This is a genomic window from Streptomyces sp. LARHCF249, assembly GCF_052871255.1.
Window position 1 is genome coordinate 262,261 of record NZ_JBIXJQ010000005.1, and the last position, 17,207, is coordinate 279,467.

At 73.1% G+C, this 17,207-nt stretch carries 16 protein-coding genes; 12 read left to right on the forward strand and 4 right to left on the reverse strand.

The features are described from left to right. The first annotated feature begins 4 nt into the window (after positions 1-4). Genes ACIPUC_RS16150 through ACIPUC_RS16160 form a run of 3 tightly spaced genes read left to right on the forward strand, consistent with a single transcriptional unit; the run spans position 5 to position 3,309 of the window. Positions 5-1,450 carry an ATP-binding protein gene (locus ACIPUC_RS16150; protein ID WP_446589981.1) on the forward strand — a complete coding sequence of 482 codons (1,446 nt, stop codon included), beginning with the start codon at positions 5-7 and terminating at the stop codon, positions 1,448-1,450. Further along, positions 1,447-1,974: a hypothetical protein gene (locus tag ACIPUC_RS16155; protein WP_446589982.1), complete on the forward strand. Its 528-nt coding sequence runs from the start codon at positions 1,447-1,449 to the stop codon at positions 1,972-1,974. The genes ACIPUC_RS16150 and ACIPUC_RS16155 overlap by 4 nt, the downstream gene beginning before the upstream one ends. 42 nt (positions 1,975-2,016) lie before the next feature. After that, entirely contained in the window at positions 2,017-3,309 is a 1,293-nt protein-coding gene (locus ACIPUC_RS16160; RefSeq protein ID WP_446589983.1) for a cytochrome P450, read from the forward strand. On the opposite strand, the gene ACIPUC_RS16165 is transcribed toward ACIPUC_RS16160, so the two are convergent. Continuing rightward, positions 3,269-3,994 (reverse strand): hypothetical protein, encoded by a 726-nt coding sequence (locus ACIPUC_RS16165; RefSeq protein WP_446589985.1) that lies wholly within the window; start codon positions 3,992-3,994, stop codon positions 3,269-3,271. The two genes, ACIPUC_RS16160 and ACIPUC_RS16165, sit on opposite strands and share 41 nt — an antisense overlap. A 96-nt stretch (positions 3,995-4,090) precedes the next feature. Between ACIPUC_RS16165 and ggt the strand changes: the two genes are divergently transcribed. Further along, entirely contained in the window at positions 4,091-5,890 is a 1,800-nt protein-coding gene (ggt, locus tag ACIPUC_RS16170) for a gamma-glutamyltransferase (protein WP_446589986.1), read from the forward strand. 3 nt (positions 5,891-5,893) lie between these two features. Here the strand turns inward: ggt and map are convergent, their stop codons facing one another. Beyond that, positions 5,894-6,661: a type I methionyl aminopeptidase gene (gene map / locus ACIPUC_RS16175; protein WP_446589987.1), complete on the reverse strand. Its 768-nt coding sequence runs from the start codon at positions 6,659-6,661 to the stop codon at positions 5,894-5,896. Between the two features lie 64 nt (positions 6,662-6,725). On the opposite strand from map, the gene ACIPUC_RS16180 reads away from it, so the two are divergent. The 8 genes from ACIPUC_RS16180 to ACIPUC_RS16215 all read left to right on the forward strand — a co-directional run bounded on the left by ACIPUC_RS16180 (position 6,726) and on the right by ACIPUC_RS16215 (position 14,746). Next, a complete protein-coding gene (locus ACIPUC_RS16180) occupies positions 6,726-6,995 on the forward strand; it encodes a helix-turn-helix domain-containing protein (RefSeq protein WP_446589989.1) in 270 nt (89 codons plus the stop codon). Between the two features lie 282 nt (positions 6,996-7,277). Next, positions 7,278-7,658, forward strand: coding sequence for a PPOX class F420-dependent oxidoreductase (locus ACIPUC_RS16185; protein ID WP_446589990.1), 381 nt, complete (start codon positions 7,278-7,280; stop codon positions 7,656-7,658). A gap of 46 nt (positions 7,659-7,704) precedes the next feature. Beyond that, the gene (locus ACIPUC_RS16190) at positions 7,705-9,309 is read left to right on the forward strand and encodes a hypothetical protein (protein ID WP_446589991.1); all 1,605 of its coding nucleotides are present in this window, start codon (positions 7,705-7,707) and stop codon (positions 9,307-9,309) included. Between the two features lie 167 nt (positions 9,310-9,476). Continuing rightward, positions 9,477-10,319: a nitrilase-related carbon-nitrogen hydrolase gene (locus tag ACIPUC_RS16195; protein ID WP_446589993.1), complete on the forward strand. Its 843-nt coding sequence runs from the start codon at positions 9,477-9,479 to the stop codon at positions 10,317-10,319. A gap of 8 nt (positions 10,320-10,327) precedes the next feature. Beyond that, a complete protein-coding gene (locus tag ACIPUC_RS16200; RefSeq protein WP_446590436.1) occupies positions 10,328-11,611 on the forward strand; it encodes an aspartate aminotransferase family protein in 1,284 nt (427 codons plus the stop codon). A gap of 10 nt (positions 11,612-11,621) precedes the next feature. After that, positions 11,622-13,022 (forward strand): dihydropyrimidinase, encoded by a 1,401-nt coding sequence (hydA, locus tag ACIPUC_RS16205; protein WP_446589994.1) that lies wholly within the window; start codon positions 11,622-11,624, stop codon positions 13,020-13,022. A 21-nt stretch (positions 13,023-13,043) separates the two neighbouring features. After that, the gene (locus ACIPUC_RS16210; protein ID WP_446589996.1) at positions 13,044-14,042 is read left to right on the forward strand and encodes a TIGR03842 family LLM class F420-dependent oxidoreductase; all 999 of its coding nucleotides are present in this window, start codon (positions 13,044-13,046) and stop codon (positions 14,040-14,042) included. Between the two features lie 170 nt (positions 14,043-14,212). Further along, positions 14,213-14,746 (forward strand): hypothetical protein, encoded by a 534-nt coding sequence (locus ACIPUC_RS16215; RefSeq protein WP_446589997.1) that lies wholly within the window; start codon positions 14,213-14,215, stop codon positions 14,744-14,746. Between the two features lie 44 nt (positions 14,747-14,790). Here ACIPUC_RS16215 and ACIPUC_RS16220 read toward each other — a convergent pair whose 3' ends face one another. Beyond that, a complete protein-coding gene (locus ACIPUC_RS16220) occupies positions 14,791-15,858 on the reverse strand; it encodes a lactonase family protein (protein WP_446589999.1) in 1,068 nt (355 codons plus the stop codon). Between the two features lie 132 nt (positions 15,859-15,990). Continuing rightward, positions 15,991-17,028 (reverse strand): PP2C family protein-serine/threonine phosphatase, encoded by a 1,038-nt coding sequence (locus tag ACIPUC_RS16225; RefSeq protein ID WP_446590001.1) that lies wholly within the window; start codon positions 17,026-17,028, stop codon positions 15,991-15,993. Between the last annotated feature and the right edge of the window lie 179 nt (positions 17,029-17,207).

The following is a 17,207-nucleotide window of genomic DNA, read 5'->3' on the forward strand; positions in this document are numbered from 1 at the left end:
GGCCGTGAGACGCATAGCACCGCTGGGCCTGCGCAGCCGGCTGATCGCGGCCTTCCTGCTGGTTGCCGCGATCAGCGCCGTGACCACCGCCGCCCTCACCTACCAGCAGGCGCGCAACGCCATCCTCAAGCAGACCCAGGACACCGCGGTCAACACCCTGCGGGACCAGGTCGAGCAGCAGCAGATCCGCCTCCCCCTGAGCCAGCAGGAGCTCCAGCGCGTCGTCATCGAGCTCGGCAAGCGTGGCAAACCCCACCCGTGGATCGTCTTCGGCGAGTACGGCGGCCTGCGCGTCTCCACCAACCCCGGCACGCCCACCTCCACCGTGATCACCGACAGCCTGCGCGACGAGGTCCGCAACAACCCGTACGCCGCCTTCCAGCGCGTCGAGGACCAGCGCGGCAACCCGTGGCTGACGATCGGCGTCCCCGCCCTCTTCGAGCACAACGGCCACACCGAGTCCACCGGGGCCGTCTTCTACGCCAGCGTCCCGCTCGCCACCGAGAAGCAGACCGTCGAAGCCATGGTCGAGGCCGCCCAGCAGGGCGCCGTCCCGGGGCTGGCCATCGCCATCGTTCCCGCGCTGCTGGCCGCCCGCAGCGTACTGCGGCCGGTCCGCGACATGCGCCGGGCCGCCCAGCGGCTGGGCCGCGGCCGTCTCGACACCCGCATCGAGGTCCGGGGCGCCGACGAACTCGCCGGACTCGCCCGCACCTTCAACGAGACCGCCCGCGCCCTCGAACAGTCCGTGACCGAGCTCCAGGAGGCGGAGGCCCGCGCCCGCCGCTTCGCCTCCGACGTCTCCCACGAACTGCGCACCCCCCTCGCCGGGATGCTCGCCGTGACCGAGGTCCTCGACGAGGATGCCGCGCGCCTCGACGCCGACACCGCCAAGGCCCTGCGCCTGATCAGTGCCGAGACCGGAAAACTCGCCGTCCTGGTCGAGGACCTGATGGAGATCTCCCGTTTCGACGCCCGGGCCGCCGAGCTCAACCTCGACGACCTGGACATCGCCGAAGCCGTGCGCAAGACCCTCGAGCGACGCCACTGGGACGATGACCGCGTCGTCACCGAGCTGCCGGACCGGGTGCGCGCCCGGCTCGATCCGCGCCGCTTCGACGTGGTCCTCGCCAACCTCGTCGGCAACGCCCTGCGGCACGGCGGCGCCCCCGTACGCGTCACCGTACGGACCGCACCGGGCGAGGACGGCGAACGGCTGCTGATCGACGTCGCCGACAGCGGGCCCGGCATCGCCCCCGAGGTGCTGCCGCACATCTTCGACCGCTTCTTCAAGGCCGACGCGGCCAGGACCCGCTCCGCCGGCAGCGGCCTCGGACTCGCCATCACCCTGGAGAACGTGCGCCTGCACGGCGGCACCCTCCACGCGGCCAACGGGCCCTTCGGGGGAGCCCTCTTCACCCTCGACATGCCCCTGGAGGCCCGCGTATGACAAGGCGGAAGACGGGGTCCCGGGCCACGGCGGCGCTCGTGTGCTGCGCCCTGCTGCTCGCCGGATGCGGGATCAAACGCACAGGGGTGATCGAGAGCGGCCATGCCGCCACGGTCGTGGTCCCCGGCGGAAAAAAGGGAGTCGTCCTCTACTTCGTCTCCAAGGAGGGCGACCGGCTCGTCCCGATCCCCTTCATGTCCGACGAATACACCATCGCGCCCACGGCGCTCCTGCGACTGCTGCTGGACGGCCCCGGCGGTCCCGCCAGGGAGGCCGGGCTCACCACGGCGCTGCCCAGGCTGCCCGCCGGGCAGGGGGCGGCCGGGCTGGACGTGAGCGAGTACTCGTCGAGCAGGGGCATGACGGTCCGTGTGCCGTTCGCCGTGGGCGAACTATCAGAACTGGCCCGCAGTCAGCTGGTGTGCACCATCGGCGTCTCCGCCGTACCGGACGTCCTGAGCCCGGTCACCCTGCAGGGCACCGACACCGCCCTCCCGTCCGCCGAGTGCGACACGCGGCGCTGACGCGGCCTTGCGGGCGCGGCGGCGCACCGTCACCGTGGCCCCATGGACCGCGCCGGTGACGTCCCCGACGTCTTCGACCCCCGGATCTACGCCGAGGGCATTCCCCACGAGCGCTACCGGCTGCTGCGCGAGCGGCACCCGGTGGCCTGGCAGGCCGAGCCCGAGATCATGGGCTGGCCGGCGGGCCCCGGCTTCTGGGCGGTCACCCGGCACGCCGATGTCGTCACCGTCCTGCGCGACCACCGCACGTACTCCTCCTGGCTCGGCGCCACCCAGATCCGCGACCCCGACCCGGCCGACCTGCCGTTCCTGCGGCGCACCATGCTCAACCAGGACCCTTCCCCACGGCCCTGCGGGCCCGGCGAGACGCCCACGGCCCACGGACCGCTGCGCCGGCTCGTCTCCCGCGCCTTCACCCCCGCCCGCGTCGACGCCTTCGCCGGGCGGGTACGCGAACGCGCCCGGACCCTGCTCGCCGGCGCGCGGGACGGGGCCGAGGGCGGGGCCGCCGACCTGGTGCGCACCGTCACCGACGAGTACGCCCTGCTGAACCTCACCGACCTGCTGGGCGTCCCGGCCGCCGACCGCGCCCTGCTGCTGGAGTGGACCGTACGGATCATCGGCTACCAGGACCCCGAGGACGCCCCGGCGCCGCTGCCCGGCCCCGACGGCAAGCCGCTCAACCCGCGCTCCCCGGCGCTGCTCGGCGAGATGTTCGCGTACGCCCGGGAACTGGCGGAGCACAAGCGCGCACACCCGGGCGACGACGTGATGACGGCCCTGGCCCACGCCGGGCTGGCCCCGGCCGAGCTGGAGATGTTCTTCTTCCTGCTCACCGTCGCGGGCAACGACACCGTGCGCAGCGCGGCCCCCGGCGGCCTGCTCGCGCTCGCCCGCGACCCGGACGCATACCTGATGCTCGCCGGGGGCGGCGTCCCGCAGGACCGCGCCGTCGACGAACTCCTGCGCGTCCACCCGCCGGTGCTCAGCTTCCGCCGGACCGCCGCCGCCGACACCGAACTGGCCGGGCAGCGGATCCGGGCCGGGGACAAGGTCGTGGTCTTCCACGCCTCCGCCAACCACGACGAGCGCGTCTTCACCGACCCCGCGACGCTGGATCTGCGCCGGGCCCCCAACCCGCACGTCTCCTTCGGCGACGGCCCGCACGTCTGCCTGGGCGCCCACTTCGCCCGGCTCCAACTGCGCACCTTCTACGAGGAGTGGTGCGCGGCGATGCCCGTGCCCGAACTCGCGGGCCCGCCCCGGCGGCTGGTCTCCAACTTCATCAACGGCATCACGCGACTGCCGCTGCGGGTGTCCGGGCCGCCGCGGTGACATCGGCGACCAGCTCCGTCACATCGGGCCCGTAGGCATCGGAGTTGATCACCTTCAGCACGAGGCAGAAGGATTCACCCCCGTACTTGCGGGCGAGCCGCTCGTGGTGCCTGGCCAGGTAACGGGCGGCCGCCTGGTTGCTGTTGGCGGTCTGCCCGGACAGTACGAACACCGGTCGGGCACCCTGCCCCGTCGTGAGCCGCGCCAGCAGTACGTGCTCGACCATGCCCTTCTCCCAGCGGTACATCTCCCCGCCGACGGAGATCGCCCCCCGGTCGGGTCCGGGTCCCGTCGTGATGTCGACCCGTACCCCGGGCAGCATGGACGTCAGGTGCGCGGTGGTGCGGGTGTTGGAGACCGGTCCGCCGATGCAGAACTCGGCCCGGTCGCCGAAGCCCTGGCGGGCCCCGTCGTGGGTGACGATCTGCACGTTCGCCCCGCAGTCCTTGATGAGGGCGGAGATCTCCAGCAGGGCGAAGGCATCGTTGCGGTGCAGTGACGAAGGGGTGCCGCCCATCTGCCGGTTGACCACGAACAGGCAGTCGGACCCGGTCGGCAGGCCGAAGAAGGCCTGCTTGCGGCGGAGCGCGCGGCGCCACTGGTAGGTCCGGGTGAACCAGCCGAACCCACCGCTGAGGGCGGTGGCTATCACCCCGAGCACGATGTTGCGCACGTCGTCGTTCATGCGGCGGATGGTAGCCGCCACATGGCTTTCCTGACGCGGGGGGTGCCGTGAAGTTACGCTGCTCCACCTGACAGGCAGTCGACTGGAGGAAACCGGATGCGTGGTCCCGCCGCACGTCAGTTAGCGCTCGTCGCCCTCGCCGGGGCGCTCGTGTCCACCGGGGCCGCCGCTCCGCCGTCGGACGCGGCCACCCCGCCCAAGGTGCCCGTGGCCGCGGGCTACGGCGGGGCCGTCGCCAGTGTCGACGCCGACGCCTCCGCGGCCGGGATCGCCGTGCTGCGCTCGGGCGGCAACGCGGTCGACGCGGCCGTCGCCACCGCCGCCGCGCTCGGGGTCACCGAGCCCTACTCGGCGGGCATCGGCGGAGGCGGCTACTTCGTCTACTACGACGCCGCGTCCCGCCGCGTGCACACCGTCGACGGACGCGAGACGGCGCCCGCGACGGCCACCGCCGCGCTGTTCCAGGAGAACGGCCTGCCCATCCCGTTCGCCGAGGGGCAGACCAGCGGCCTCGGGGTCGGCGTCCCGGGCACCCCCGCCACCTGGAAGAGCGCCCTCGACGCGTGGGGCACCCGCCCCTTGCGCCACCTGCTGAAGCCGGCCGAGAAACTGGCCCGGGACGGCTTCACCGTCGACGCCACCTTCCGCGCCCAGACCGAGGCCAACGAGGCCCGGTTCCGGGACTTCCCGGACACCCGGGAGCTGTTCCTGCCCGGCGGCGCCCTGCCGGTGGTCGGCAGCACCTTCAAGAACCCGGACCTGGCCGCCACGTACGCGGAACTCGCCCGCAAGGGGACCGGCGCGCTGTACCGGGGCCCGATCGCCGAGGACATCGTGCGCACCGTGCGCACGCCCCCGGTGGACCCCGCGGCCACCCGCAAGGTCCGGCCCGGCGACCTCACCACCGACGACCTGCGCGCGTACGGGACCAAGCGGCAGGCCCCGACCCAGGTGAGCTACCGGGGCCTGGACGTCTACAGCATGGCCCCCTCGTCCTCCGGCGGCACCACCGTCGGCGAGGCGCTGAACATCCTGGAGCGCACCGACCTCTCGAAGCTGTCCGAGGCGCAGTACCTGCACCGCTTCATCGAGGCCTCGCGGATCTCCTTCGCCGACCGCGGCCGCTGGGTCGGCGACCCGGCCGCCGAGAACGTGCCGACGAGGGAACTGCTCTCCCAGCGGTTCGCCGACTCGCGCGCCTGCCTGATCAAGCCCGACCAGGCGCTCACCAGTCCGCTGGCCCCCGGCGACCCGCGGAACCCGGCGCCCTGCGCCACCACCGGGCAGGCGGCGCCGACCACGTACGAGGGGGAGAACACCACCCACCTGACGGTCGCCGACCGCTGGGGCAACGTGGTGTCCTACACCCTGACCATCGAGTCCACCGGCGGCAGCGCGATCACCGTCCCGGGCCGCGGCTTCCTGCTCAACAACGAGCTGACCGACTTCTCCTTCGCCCCGGCCGCGCCCGGCGTCCCGGACCCGAACCTGCCCGGTCCCGGCAAGCGGCCGAGGTCCTCCATGTCACCGACGATCGTGCTCGAACACGGGCGGCCGGTGCTCGCGCTGGGGTCCCCGGGCGGGGCCACCATCATCACCACCGTCCTGCAGACCCTGACCGGCCATCTGGACCGGGGCCTGCCGCTGGTCGACGCGATCGCCGCGCCGCGGGCCAGCCAGCGCAACCAGACCACCACCGAGCTGGAACCGGGCCTGTGGAACAGCCCGTTGCGGGCGGAGCTGGAAGCGCTCGGCCAGGGCTTCCGGCAGAACCCGGAGATCGGCGCCGCGACCGGTGTGCAGCGGCTGCCGGACGGGCGCTGGCTGGCGGCGGCCGAGACGAGCCGCCGGGGCGGCGGGTCGGCGATGGTGGTCCACCCGCACGGGAGGCCGTAGGCGCTACGGGGCGGTGAGGATCCTCGGGCCGTCCGCCGTGATCGCGACCGTGTGCTCCGCGTGCGCGGCGCGGCTGCCGTCGGCGGTGCGCAGGGTCCAGCCGTCCCCGTCGCACGTGTAGTCGTCGGTGCCGCCCGCGGTCAGCATCGGCTCGATCGCGAGGACCATGCCGGGGCGCAGCTTCATGCCGCGTCCCGGCGGGCCCTCGTTGGGCACGCCCGGGTCCTCGTGCATGCGGCGGCCGATGCCGTGGCCCCCGAAGCCGTCGGGGATGCCGTATCCGGCGGCGCGGCCGACCGTGCCCACCGCGTGGGCGATGTCGCCGATCCGGTTGCCGGGTACGGCCGCCGCGATGCCGGCGGCGAGGGCCGCCTCGGCCGTCTCGATCAGCCGCACGTCCTCGGGCCGGGCGCGGCCGACGGTGAAGCTGATGGCGGAGTCCCCCGCCCAGCCGCCGAGCTGCGCCCCGCAGTCGATGCTGACCAGGTCGCCGTCGCGCAGCCGGTACCGGTCGGGGATGCCGTGCACGATCGCGTCGTTGACCGAGGCGCACACCACGGCGGGGAAGGGCACGGGCGCGAACCGCGGCCGGTAGCCGAGGAAGGGCGAGGTCGCGCCGGCCTCCTCGAGCACCGTGCGGGCCACCCCGTCCAGGTCCAGCAGGCTCACCCCGACGTGCGCGGCCTCCCGTACGGCCGCGAGGGCGTGCGCGACCACCCGGCCCGCCGCGCGCATCTCGTCGATCTGTGTGTCCGTCTTCAGTTCCACCATGCCAATAACTATACCGGTATAACTGTAACGGGATACTTATTGGGGTGCGGGGTAGGATGAGGGCATGGTCCGAACCCCCCTGACCCCCGAAGAGCGCGAGCGCGGCGAGCGGCTGGGCGCGCTGCTGCGCGAGGCGCGCGGTCCGCGCAGCATGGTCGAGATCGCGGCGGGGGCCGGGCTCTCGGCCGAGACCCTCCGCAAGATCGAGACCGGCCGGGCGCCCACCCCCGCCTTCTTCACCGTGGCAGCCCTCGCCGAGGTCCTCGGGCTCTCCCTGGACGAGGTCCTGCGCCGCTGCGCGCCGGCACCCGGGTCCGTGCCCGTACCGGCCTGAGAACACCCGCCTCCAGGGAGTGTCCGGCGGCCGAACGGCCCAATCGGCGATGGGGCGGCCGGGGCGCGGGGCAAGCGTGAGGGCGTGTCAGCCACCAACGCACCCCAGAGACTCGGTTTCGGACTCCTCGGCGCGCTCCTCGCGGGAGGTCTCCTCCTCGCGGCCTGCGCCGCGCCCGACGGCCGGGCGTCGCCGTCGGCCACACCCGGCTCGAGCGCGCGCACCAGATGACCGCGGCGCCGGCGGGGGCGAGCCGTCCGGCCGCAGCACTAGGGTTCCGGCATGGATCTCGAAGAGCTGGGCAGGGCGCGGTACGTCAGTCTCACCACCTTCCGCAAGGACGGCACGCCCGTGGCGACGCCGGTGTGGGCGGTGGCCGACGGCGCGGAGCTGTACGTGTGGACGCGCAGCGACGCGTGGAAGGTCAAGCGGATACGCAACAACGGGCGGGTCACCGTCACCGCATGTGACGTGCGCGGACGCGTGCCGGAAGGGGCGCCCGTGCGGGAGGGCGAGGCCCGGCTGCTCGACGCGGCGGGTCTGAAGCGGGTGCGCGGGCTCATGCTGCGCAAGTACACCTGGCAGTTCTGGGCGGTGGACGTGCCCGCGATGCTGGCGCGGCGGGGGCGGCGGCCGCACACCGCGATCGCCGTCAAGCTTTGAGGTGCCCGTAGCCCGCCCGTAACACGGGTGGGGTCCAATGCGGGTCATGGAGACCGCGACTTCGCTGGTGATCGGTCAATTCGCCGAGTATCTGAGGGGGTTGACCGAGCGGCTGGACCCCGGCACGGGCTGGTACGGCGAGTTCCTGCGCCGAGATCCGGAGGGCGTGCGGGCCTGTCTCGACGGGGCCGCGATGCCCCCGTGGGACGTGGTCGAGTCACTGCTGCGGGATCTGGCGGCGGCGCGCGGCGAGGAGCTCGCGGCGCGGGAGAGCGCGTACGCCGCCCGGCTGCGGGCCGCGGCGGTCACCGCGTGGGACGGGCTGCCGGGCGGCGCGGAGCAGCTCCGGATCCAGTACACGGCGGCCGTCGAGCAGCGGGCCGCCACCCAGGCGGCCGTGCGGAGCATGACGGCCCGGCTCGGCGGCGCCGCCGACCCGGCGGAGGCCGACGCCCTCGCCCGGGAACTCTCCTGGACCCACGACGACGCGGCCCGCGCCACGGCCCGCCACGAGGACCTCGCGGCCCGCCTGTCCACCCTGCGGTCCCGCGCCCGGGACGAGGCGGTGTGGCCCGGCGGGCCGGAGGCCGCGGAGCCGCTCCCGGGCGTTCCCCGGCAGCGGCCGGCCCCGCCGCAGGCCAACGGCCAGGAACGGTCCTGGCCGCAGGCGCATGCCCAGGGCCCGGTGTGGCCGCCGGCCGACGCCGTGGTGGCGCCGCCCGCCGAGGACCCGGTGGCGGCGCCTGCCGACGACCCGGTGCGGGAGCACACGCAGGCCCAGGCGCCGGCCGGACGGGCCGAGGCGCGGTGGCTGCGCCGTGGGCGGCGGGCCGGGGGTGCCCGGTACGCGGGCTCGGCGGCGCCCGAACCCGCGGCTTTCACCCCGCCGCCCGGCTACCCCGACGGGGACCCCGCCCCGGGCGGGCCGCACTCCGGATCCGCTCCCCGCGGGGCGCGCTCCGGCCACCTCGAATCCGGGGTCCCGGCCCCGCGCGGTGCCCGGTTCGGCCGCCCCGCAGACGGGCCGGCACATGACGCCCCGGCCGAACGGCACCCGGCCACCGGGCCCGGCCCCGTACCGAGGGAGCAGCCGGCATCCGGGGCCGGCGACGTGGCCGCGCCCCCGGCCGGGAACGCACGGGCGGTCGTCGCCGAACTGATCGCGCTGCGCGCGCAGGGCCGCGGCGGCGAGGCCCACGCGCTGCTCTGCGAGATCGCCGCCTGGCCCGCGGACCGGCTGCCCGGCCTCGCCGACCAGCTGGCCCGCGCCGGACTCGCGGCCGACTGGGCCACCCTGCTGTGGGAGGCGGCCTCGCTGCCGCCCGAGCGGCTCGCCGCGGCCGCGGCCGCCCTCGGCGAGTCCGGCCGCGAGGCCGACTGCGACCGCCTGCTGCGCCAGGGCGTGGCCCGCCCCACTGCCGAGATCGCCGAGGCCGCGCTCGCCCTCGGCGCGGCCGGCCGGATCCGGGAGGCCGACGCCCTGCTCGGCGCCTTCGTCCGGATCCGCACCGCGGAGGAGGCCGCCGCGCTCGCCCGCAGGGACCCGCAGTGGTTCGTCCCGCGGCTGCTCCAGGCGGCCGGGGAGGCATCCGCGACCCACCGCCGGGACCTGGTCCACGCGCTCCGGGTGGCGGGTGTCGGCACGGCGTAACGCGCCCGTCGCCTGACCGCAATCGACCGCGGGGCGACGTAACTTGATCGACTACTCCAACCGCGCAACGCGGTCTTGCCCCACGCTGTGACGAGGCCTACGTTCTACTCCCTACGGACACCGTCTACGTGCGTAGAACCCGGCGTTCCCGTCGCGAGGAGCAGCTCATGGCCCAAGTCGTCCGCGCCGCGCTGGTCCAGGCCACCTGGACCGGAGACACCGAATCGATGATCGCCAAACACGAGGAGCACGCCCGGCGGGCCGCCGCCCAGGGCGCGCGGATCATCGGCTTCCAGGAGGTGTTCAACGCCCCCTACTTCTGCCAGGTCCAGGAGCCCGAGCACTACCGCTGGGCCGAGGCCGTCCCGGACGGCCCGACGGTCCGCCGCATGCAGGACCTGGCCCGCGAGACCGGCATGGTCATCGTCGTACCGGTCTTCGAGCTGGAGCGCGCCGGCTTCTACTACAACACCGCCGCCGTCATCGACGCCGACGGAAGCTACCTCGGCAAGTACCGCAAACACCACATCCCCCAGGTCAAGGGGTTCTGGGAGAAGTACTACTTCCGCCCGGGGAACCTAGGCTGGCCGGTCTTCGACACCGCCGTCGGCAAGGTCGGGGTGTACATCTGCTACGACCGCCACTTCCCGGAGGGATGGCGCCAACTGGGCCTGGCCGGCGCCCAGCTGGTCTACAACCCGTCCGCCACCCACCGCGGCCTGTCCTCGCACCTCTGGCAGCTGGAACAGCCGGCCTCCGCCGTCGCCAACGAGTACTTCATCGCCGCCATCAACCGGGTCGGCCAAGAGGAGTACGGCGACAACGACTTCTACGGCACCAGCTACTTCGTCGACCCCCGCGGCCAGTTCGTCGGCGAGGTCGCCAGCGACAAGCAGGAGGAACTCCTCGTCCGCGACCTCGACTTCGGCCTCATCGACGAGGTCCGCACCCAATGGGCCTTCTACCGCGACCGCCGCCCCGACGCCTACGGAGGGCTCGTACAGCCGTGACCAACCCGATGCCCCTGCACAGCCGCCACCGCACCGTCCTGCCCGACTGGCTCGCGCTGTACTACGACCGCCCCATCGAGCTCACCCACGGCGAGGGCCGCCACGTCTGGGACGCGGACGGCAACCGCTACCTCGACTTCTTCGGCGGCATCCTCACCACGATGACCGCCCACGCGCTGCCCGAGGTCACCAAGGCCGTCTCCGAACAGGCCGGGCGGATCATCCACTCCTCCACCCTGTACCTGAACCGCCCGATGATCGAGCTGGCCGAACGGGTCGCCGCGCTCTCCGGGATCCCCGAGGCCCGGGTCTTCTTCACCACCTCGGGCACCGAGGCCAACGACACGGCGCTGCTGCTCGCGACGACGTACCGCCGCTCCAACCAGATCCTGGCGATGCGCAACAGCTACCACGGCCGGTCCTTCTCCACCGTCTCCATCACGGGCAACCGGGGCTGGTCCCCGACCAGCCTCTCGCCGCTCCAGACGTACTACGTCCACGGCGCCGTCCGCACCCGCGGCCCCCTCGCGCACCTCGACGACACGGCCTTCACCGCCGCGGCCGTCGCCGACCTCGAGGACGTACTCGGGCAGGCCCGCGGGGGAGTGGCCGCGCTCATCGCCGAGCCGATCCAGGGCGTCGGCGGGTTCACCTCCCCGCCCGACGGCCTGTACGGGGCCTTCCGCGAGGTCCTGGACCGGCACGGCATCCTGTGGATCAGCGACGAGGTGCAGACCGGCTGGGGACGCACCGGCGAACACTTCTGGGGCTGGCAGGCCCACGCCCAGAGCGGCCCGCCGGACATCCTCACCTTCGCCAAGGGCATCGGCAACGGCATGTCCATCGGCGGGGTCGTGGCCCGGGCCGAGGTGATGAACTGCCTCGACTCCAACTCCATCTCCACCTTCGGCGGTTCCCCGGTCACCATGGCGGCCGGCCTGGCCAACCTCACGTACCTGCTCGAGCACGACCTCCAGGGCAACGCCCGCCGCGTCGGCGGCCTCCTCCTGGAGCGGCTGCGCGCCGTCGCCGCCCACTCGCCCGCCGTACGGGAAGTACGCGGACGCGGCCTGATGGCCGGGCTGGAACTGACCAGGCCCGGCACCGACCAGGCAGACCCGGACGCGGCCACCGCCGTACAGGAGGCCGCCCGTGCGGGCGGCCTGCTGATCGGGAAGGGCGGCGGACACAACACCAGCGTGCTGCGCATCGCGCCGCCGCTCTCCCTCACCGTCGCCGAGGCGGAAGAGGGCGCCGAGATCCTCGAGCAGGCATTCCGCAGCATCCAGTAGGGGGACTCCGATGAGCATCCGCACCCTGATCAGCGGCGGCCTCGTCGTCACGGCCGCCGATGAACTGCACGCGGACGTCCTGATCGAGGACGGCCGCGTGGCGGCCCTCGCCGCGCACGGCTCGGCGGCCGCCGCGGCCTGGACGGCCGACCGGACGATCGACGCGAGCGGGAAGTACGTCATCCCGGGCGGGGTCGACGCGCACACCCACATGGAGCTCCCCTTCGGCGGCACCTCCGCCTCGGACACCTTCGAGACCGGAACCCGGGCCGCCGCCTGGGGCGGCACCACCACCATCGTCGACTTCGCCGTCCAGAGCGTGGGCCGCGCCCTGCGCGAGGGCCTCGACGCCTGGTACGACAAGGCCGACGGCAACTGCGCCATCGACTACGCCTTCCACATGATCCTCTCGGACGTCAACGAGGGCACCCTCAAGGAGATGGACCTCCTGGTCGGGGAAGGGGTCACCTCCTTCAAGCTGTTCATGGCCTACCCGGGCGTCTTCTACAGCGACGACGGGCAGATCCTGCGCGCCATGCAGCGGGCCTCCGGCAACGGCGGGCTGATCATGATGCACGCCGAGAACGGCATCGCCATCGACGTCCTCGTCGAACAGGCCCTGGCGCGCGGCGAGACCGACCCCCGCCACCACGGCGAGGTCCGCAAGGTGCTCCTGGAGGCCGAGGCCACCCACCGCGCCATCCAGCTCGCCCGGGTCGCCGGCTCCCCCCTGTACGTCGTCCACGTCTCGGCCGAGGAGGCGGTCGCGGAGCTGGCCGCCGCCCGCGACAAGGGCCTGCCCGTCTTCGGGGAGACCTGCCCGCAGTACCTCTTCCTGTCCACCGACAACCTCGCGGAGCCCGACTTCCAGGGCGCCAAGTACGTCTGCTCCACCCCGCTGCGCCCCAAGGAGCACCAGGCGGCGCTGTGGCGGGGGCTGCGGACCAACGACCTCCAGGTGGTCTCCACCGACCACTGCCCCTTCTGCTTCCGCGGCCAGAAGGAGCTCGGCCGCGGCGACTTCTCCAAGATCCCCAACGGGCTGCCGGGGGTGGAGAACCGGATGGACCTCCTGCACCAGGCCGTCCTGGACGGGCACATCAGCCGCCGCCGATGGATCGAGATCGCCTGCGCGACCCCGGCCCGGATGTTCGGCCTCTACCCGCAGAAGGGCACCATCGCGCCCGGCTCCGACGCCGACATCGTCCTCTACGATCCGCACGCCGAGCAGGTCATCTCCGCCGAGACGCACCACATGAACGTGGACTACTCGGCGTACGAGGGCAGGCGGATCACCGGACGCGTCGACACCGTGCTCTCGCGCGGCGAACTCGTCATCGACCGGCGCGAGTACACCGGCCGGCCCGGCCACGGCGTGTTCATCCCGCGCTCCACCTGCCAGTACCTGTAAGCCCCGTAAGGAGCCGCACGTATGGACTTCGGCCTCGTCCTGCAGACCGACCCGCCCGCCTCCCAGGTCGTCAGCCTCATGAAGCGTGCCGAGCGCAACGGCTTCCGCTACGGCTGGACCTTCGACTCCGCCGTACTGTGGCAGGAGCCGTTCGTCATCTACAGCCAGATCCTCGCCCACACGCAGAAGATGCACGTCGGCCCGATGGTCACCAACCCGGGCACCCGCACCTGGGAGGTCACCGCCTCCACCTTCGCCACCCTCAACGACATGTACGGCAACCGCACCGTGTGCGGGATCGGGCGCGGGGACTCGGCGATGCGGGTCGCCGGGCGCGCCCCCAACACCCTGGCCCGGCTCGGCGAGGCCATCGACGTCATCCGCGACCTCGCCGAGGGCCGCGAGGCGTCCGTCGACGGCAACCCGGTCCGCATCCCCTGGATCCGGGACGGGAAGCTGCCCGTCTGGATGGCCGCGTACGGGCCGAAGGCGCTGGAGCTGGCCGGCACGAAGGCGGACGGGTTCATCCTCCAGCTCGCGGACCCCTACCTCACCGAGTGGATGGTCAAGTCGGTCCGGGAGGCCGCCGTTGCGGCCGGACGCGATCCGGACGCGATCACCATCTGCGTGGCGGCGCCGGCGTACGTGGGCGAGGACCTCGCGCACGCCCGTGACCAGTGCCGCTGGTTCGGCGGGATGGTCGGCAACCACGTGGCCGACCTGGTCGGCCGCTACGGCGAGCACTCGGGGGTGATCCCGGACGAACTGACGGACTACATCAAGGCCCGCCAGGGCTACGACTACAGCCACCACGGCCGCGCCGACAACCCCGACACAGCCTTCGTGCCGGACGAGATCGTCGACCGCTTCTGCCTCCTGGGACCGCCCGAGGCCCACATCGAGAAGCTGCGCGCCCTGCGCGACCTCGGCGTCGACCAGTTCGCGCTCTACGACATGCACGACGCTCGGGAGGCGACCATCGACGCGTACGGCTCCGACATCATCCCGTCGTTCACCTGACGGCGGGCGGGACGCCTCGGGGCACCGGGATGATGCGGGGTCCCCGGCCGTCCCGGCATCTATGGGCAAGGTCACCGTCCGGCTGCGGTGCACGTCATAGGCCGCCGGCCGGCGCGTCCGTTACCGTGCATTCGTCCCTTTCCGCCCCTTCACCGCTCGGACGGCCGGCCGTGCCCGCAGACCCTCTTTCCCCGCTCATAGCGGCGACGACGCAGTGGCTCCTGTGCGCCTACCCGCCCGGGCCAGGTGCGCTTCGACGCGCCCTGGCCGAGGCGCAGGCGCAGCAGGCCGTGACGATCGCGGCCTGGTTGCGGTACCCGACGGAGTTGGATGCGCAGCTGGTCGCGTTCACCGGACCGGGAGGGTCGAACCGGCTCGACTGGATCACCGGAGGCGACGTCCGTGCGGCGGAGGGGCCGGACGAGCCGGACGCGTGGCGCTCCTGGGTGGACGAGGTCGTCGCCAGCTGGGCGGCGTGCCTTCTCGGTGCACCGCCCCTCGCCTCGGCCGCGGCAGCTGCCCTGGCCGGTACGGTGCACTGCGGCGCCGTTCCGATGGCGTTCGCGCGGCTCACGGAACCCGCCGAGGGCGACCGGCGCGCGGCCGCCCTGCTGAGGCATCCCGACCTCCTCGCGCCGATAGCGGAGCTGCACCGCGCCGAATTGCTGGGGCGCCTGAGCGCGGAGTCCGCCCCGGCCGAATGACGAGCGGTGCGGGGCATGCCATGCGCGGACCCCTTGCCCCCTGCTCAGGAGAGGACGACGCAGGCGGCGGCCGGGACCTCCAGCCTGCCGGCCAGGCGCAGGCTTCCGCTCTCGGGGTCGGTGTCGAACCAGGTGACGTCACCCGTCCATTCGTTGGACACGTACACCTGTCGATCCGACGGACCGGCTACCAGGTGCCGTGGCCATTGGCCACCGCAGGGCGCGGCATCGCTGACCCGAGGCTTCTCGGGGCCGTCGGACAGCGAAAGGGTGCTGATGAGGTTGCTGCCCCGGATCGCCGCCCAGACGAAGCGGCCGTTGCCCGAGACCACCGCGACGGAGGGGTGCTCCTTGGTGTCCGCACCGGCGCCGGCCGAACCCAGGGAAACCTCACCGGTCGGATGCAGGCGCCCGGAGTCGGCGTTCCATCGGCAAACCGTCAGCTGGGGCTCCAGCTCGTGAATCACGTACGCCACGTCCCCGCACGGGTGGAAGACCACCTCCCGGGGACCGCTCCCGGCACGCAGCGGCGTCTCGGCATGTACGCGGAGGGGCCCGCCGTCCTTGCCGATGACGCACACGCGCACGGAGTCGGTGCCGAGGTCCACGCTGAGTACCCAGCGGCCGCTCGGATCGGGCGCCACATGATGGGCATGCGGGCCGGCCTGCCGCTCGCGGTCGGGGCCCACGCCCTGGTGGCCGAGGACGGCGGCGGGGCCCGCCACACTGCCGTCACCCGCGAGCCGGAGACTGCTGACGCTGCCGGACGCGTAATTCGCGATCAGCAGCCGGTCCCCGACGACGCTCAGGTGGACGGGACCGAGGCCGCCGACGGGGACGGGCTGCCCGAGGGGAGCGAGACCGTCGGCCGTGACCCGGAATGCGGCCGCCAGCCCGGAGTCGGTCCCGCCGGCGGCGTAGAGCACCTGCCGGTCGGGGGACAGGGCCAGTGACGAGGCGTCCCCGAAGCCGTCCATGACGTCCAGCACGGAGAGGGCCCCCGTTACGGGGTCCACGGCCGCGGTGGTGATGCCGCGGCCTCCCCCCGAGGCGAAGGAACCGATGTGGGCGCGCTGTCCGGCGCCCCGATACGTGCCTGCCGCGACGTCCACTGGGTGGTCCTTCTGTCGTTCCGGTCCACTGCTCGTGGCCGAAGCTAACAGCCGGCTGCCGCTGACCGGCGTGGCCGGGCCGATGCGCGGCCCCACACTCAGCCGCTCGGAGGCCTTGGCTCCACGCCGGCCTCAGCGCTCGCGCAGGCGAACGGCGAGGGCGGCGACGTCGTCGTCGAGGCGTCCTTTGCTGTAGCGCAGGAGGTCGCGGTGGAGAGCCGAAAGCAGTTCGCGGGGCGGTGTCGGGGGCTGTCGACGCATCCACGTGGCCAGCGGGAAGAACTCGCCGTCGCGGGCGCGGGCCTCCGCGATCCCGTCGGTGTAAAGAAGCAGCAGGTCTCCGGGGGCGAAGTCGAAGGCGTCGACGGTGTAGTGATCGCCGATCAGCTCGGCGAGGCTGAGCAGTGGCGATGGGGTGGCCGACTCCAGGGTGCGGACTTCCCCGCGGTTCAGGAGCAGAGGCGGGGGGTGTCCGCAGTTGAGGATGTCGATGCGTCTGCCCTCGTGCGGGATCTCGACGAGCAGGGCGGTGGCGAAGCGCTCCATCGGCCCCTCGGGGGGAAAGGCGGCGTTGTAGCGGGTGCTGCTGGCGTCCAGCCGGCGTGCGATGTCGACCATGTCGGTCTCGCCGTAGGCCGCCTCCCGGAAGGCGTTGACGATCGCCGCGGCCGCCCCCACTGCCGGCAGGCCCTTGCCCCGCACGTCACCGATGAGCAGCCTGACACCGTACGGGGTGTCGACCACCTCGTAGAAGTCCCCGCCGATGCGGGCCTCCGCCGCGGCCGCGAGATACAGCGACTCGATCTCGATACTCCCGAAGCGGCGCGGCATGGGGCTCAGCACCACCTGCTGCGCCGCTTCGGCGACGAGCCGCACCTGGAAGAGGGTGCGCTCCCGCTGGAGCCGGACGTGGCTTCCGTACGCGGCGGCCACGGTGACCGCGATGATCCCCGCGGCCGTCCACCACGTCCCCAGATCGGGGAAGACGAGGCTGAGGCCGATCATCAGAAAGAGGCAGACCGTCCCGAGCAGGACGGTGGGGAGCACCGGCCACATGGCGGCGGCGAGGGCCGGCGCCGCGGGCAGGAGGCGGCTGAAGGCCATTTCCGGCGGAGTGGTGTATGCCAGGCTGGCGATGACGACGGTCAGGATGACCGGCGACAGCCGCACAAGTCTTCCCGGGCCGGGGCGCCTACGGAGCCGTGGCCGTCCAGACTCGATCACACTTCACAGACTATCCGCGCAATGCGGGCATAGCGCTCTGACGGACAGGGCCTTCGCCATGAAATCGAACGCATGCGCGACATCCGGACGGGGTCCTCCTGTGACCTGCTCAGCCCGCCGGAATG